Raw genomic sequence first — 3,312 nt, 5'->3', positions numbered from 1 at the left:
GCCGCCGCCGAGGCGCTGCTGCGGCGCGGCGGCCGGGCCGAGGCGGTCGCCCGGCATCTCGTGCAGACCCCGGCCGTCGGCCTGCCCTGGGCGCTGCGCGTACTGCGGGACGCGGTGACGGCCGCCGTCGACGAGTCGCGGCCCGAGGACGCGGTCGGCTACCTCCGCCGCGCCCTCGACGAACCCGTCTCCGACGACGTCCGGCAGCCGATGCTGACCGCCCTCGGCTCACTGGAGTACGCCGCCGCCGACGCCCCCGCGGCCATCGCCCGGCTGGGCGAGGCGCTGCACCTGTCGGCCGCGCCCCGCGACCGGGCGCGTACCGCCATCGCCCTCGGCACCGCGCTGGCCGGCCGCGGCGAGGTCCGTACCGCCATGGGCGTCCTGCACCGCGCCGACGCCCACCTCACCGAACACCCGGGCCTCGCCCGCACCGTACGTACCGCCTCCGCGCTGCTCTCCGACCACGACCAGGCGCAGCGGCAGGAGGCGTACCGCCGGCTCGGCGAGACCGCCGCCCGCTCCCCGGAACTGGTCGGCACCGCGGGACAGGCCCTCCTCGTCCGCTACACGGCGTCCGCCGGACTGACCTCGGCGGAGGAGGCCATGCGCCAGGTGCGGGTGCTGCTCGCCGAACCCGGCGACCCGCTGGCCGAGCCGTTCCTGCTGGGGACGGCCGCCGCGGTCGCCCAGTGGGCCGACGAACTCGACGAGGCGGAACGGCTGGTGGAGCGGGGCCTGGCCGGTCAGCACCTCACCCTGCTGCACCCGATGCGGCACGCCCTGCTCAACACGCGGGCCGACATCGCCGCCGCCCGCGGCGACCACGTGGCGCTCCTCACCCACCTCGACGACCCCGCGGCCCGCCGCACGCCGTGGGCCCGCAGCGCCCCCTTCAACACGGACGCGCACGCGCTGATGGCCCTCGTGCACACCGGACGGCTCGAACAGGCCCGGGACTTCGCCGACGGCTTCGACCTGCGGCAGGCCCCGGACTCCTGGGAACTCAACCGGTTCCTGTACGCGCGGGGCGTGCAGCGCGCCGCCGTCGGCGACCACGCGGGCGCCCTCCACGACTTCCTGGAGTGCGGGCGCCGCCAGTCCGCCCGCGAGGTGGTCAGCCCCGTCGTCACCCCGTGGCGCACGGCCGTGGCGGAGTGCCGGCTGGCCCTCGGCCGCACCCGGGAGGCGCTGGCCCTCGCGGAGGAGGAACTGCGGCTGGCCCGGGTCTGGGACACCCCCCGCACGGTGGGGCGCGCGCTGCGGGTCCTGGGCACCGCGACCGGCGGACGGCACGGCCTGGAACTCTCCGAGGAGGCGGTGCGCGTCCTGCGGGAAGCGCCGGTCGACACCACCATGGAGCTGATCCCCGCGCTGCTCGCCCGGGGCCGCCAGCTCATCGACGCCGGGGAACGCGCCCGTGCCCGCGCCTGTCTGCGCGAGGCCGCCGAACGCGCCGAGGACAAGGGCGCCGTACGGCTGCGCGCCCTGGCCCGGCAGGCGCTGCGCGAGGGCGGTGCCCGCAGCGCCGGTGCGGACCGCACCGGCAGCGACGCCCTGACCGGCAGCGAGCGCAGGATCGCCGAACTGGCCGCGGACGGCCGTACCAACGCGGAGATAGCCGACCTGCTGCACCTGGCACGGCGGACCGTGGAGACCCACCTCACCAGCGCCTACCGCAAGCTGCGCATAAGACGCAGAGGCGAACTGCGCGACGCGCTGGCCCCGGCGGAGGACGGCGACTAGAGCGACCGGCGGCGCCGGACCGGACGGCGACGGATTCCGCGGCAGACAGGAACCGCGCGCTACGGCTACCGTCCCGCCATGGACAGCTCAACGGCCGCTTCGACGGCCGATGTCGTCAACGGCGGCATCTCCTTCTGGTACGCGGACGACGGCCTCCCGGCGATCCGTGAACCCCTCGCCGGGGACACCACGGCGGACGTCGCGATCGTCGGCGGCGGTTACACGGGACTGTGGACGGCGTACTACCTGAAGCGGGCGGCGCCCTTCCTCCGCATCACCGTGCTGGAACGGAAGTTCTGCGGATACGGCGCCTCGGGCCGCAACGGCGGCTGGCTGTACAACGGCGTCGCGGGCCGCGACCGGTACGCCGCGCTGCACGGCCGGGACGCGGCGGTACGGCTCCAGCGGGCCATGAACGACACCGTCGACGAGGTGATCCGCGTCGCCGCGGCCGAGGGCATCGACGCGGACGTCCACAAGGGCGGCGTCCTGGAGGTCGCCCGGACCCCCGCGCAGTTCGCCCGGCTCAGGACGTTCCACGAGACGGAGCTGGCCTTCGGCGAGCAGGACCGCGAACTGTACGGCGCGCGGGAGACCGCCGAGCGGATACGGGTGGCCGACGCGGTCGGCGCGACGTGGACGCCGCACGGCGCGCGCGTGCACCCCGTGAAACTGGTCAAGGGCCTCGCGGCGGCCGTCGAACGCCTCGGCGTCACGATCCACGAGTCGACGCCGGTCACGGAGATCCGCCCGCGGCACGCGGTCACGCCGTACGGCACGGTCCGCGCGCCTTACATCCTGCGCTGCACCGAGGGGTTCACCGCAGGTCTGAAGGGGGAGCGGCGCACCTGGCTGCCGATGAACTCCTCGATGATCGCCACCGAACCGCTCACCGACGCGCAGTGGGACTCCCTCGGCTGGGCGGGCCGGCAGACCCTCGGCGACCTGGCACACGCCTACATGTACGCGCAGCGCACCGCCGACGGCCGGATCGCGCTCGGCGGACGCGGCGTGCCGTACCGCTTCGGCTCCCGCACCGACACCGACGGCACCACCCCGCGCGCGACGGTCGAGGAACTGCGCCGCGTCCTCACGGGCTTCTTCCCGTCCCTCACCGGGGCGCGGATCGCGTACGCCTGGTCCGGGGTGCTGGGGGTGCCGCGCGACTGGTGCGCGACGGTCGACCTGGACCGGTCGACGGGTCTTGGCTGGGCGGGCGGCTACGTCGGCTCCGGCGTCGCCACGTCCAACCTTGCCGCCCGCACCCTGACCGACCTGGTCCGCCACGACTCCGGGCAGGCGGGCCGCACGGAACTCACGGCGCTGCCGTGGGCCGGACACCGGGTCAGGCGCTGGGAACCGGAGCCGCTGCGCTGGCTGGGGGTGCGGGGGCTGTACGGGGCGTACCGGGTGGCGGACGCCCGCGAGACGCGTACGTCCAGTGCCGGGTCCTCCCGGCTGGCCCGTGTCGCCGACAGGGTGGCGGGCCGCCACTGACGGCCGCGGGCCGGCGGGGGCCGTTCGCGCAGTTCCCCGCGCCCCTGAAGGGCCGGCGGGGAACTGCGC

2 protein-coding genes are annotated in these 3,312 nt (G+C 76.0%); both read left to right on the top strand.

Translation table 11 applies throughout. The annotated features are described in order from the left end of the window. The coding region (locus tag UW392_RS33675) for a helix-turn-helix transcriptional regulator (RefSeq protein WP_320778990.1) at positions 1-1,746 on the top strand (1,746 nt) is incomplete at its 5' end. 78 nt (positions 1,747-1,824) lie between these two features. Then, the gene (locus UW392_RS33670; RefSeq protein WP_320778989.1) at positions 1,825-3,243 is read left to right on the top strand and encodes an FAD-dependent oxidoreductase; all 1,419 of its coding nucleotides are present in this window, start codon (positions 1,825-1,827) and stop codon (positions 3,241-3,243) included. The last annotated feature ends 69 nt before the right edge of the window (positions 3,244-3,312 follow it).

This window comes from Streptomyces sp. CRN 30 (assembly GCF_034105845.1).
This window is presented reverse-complemented; position numbering and strand designations above follow the sequence as displayed.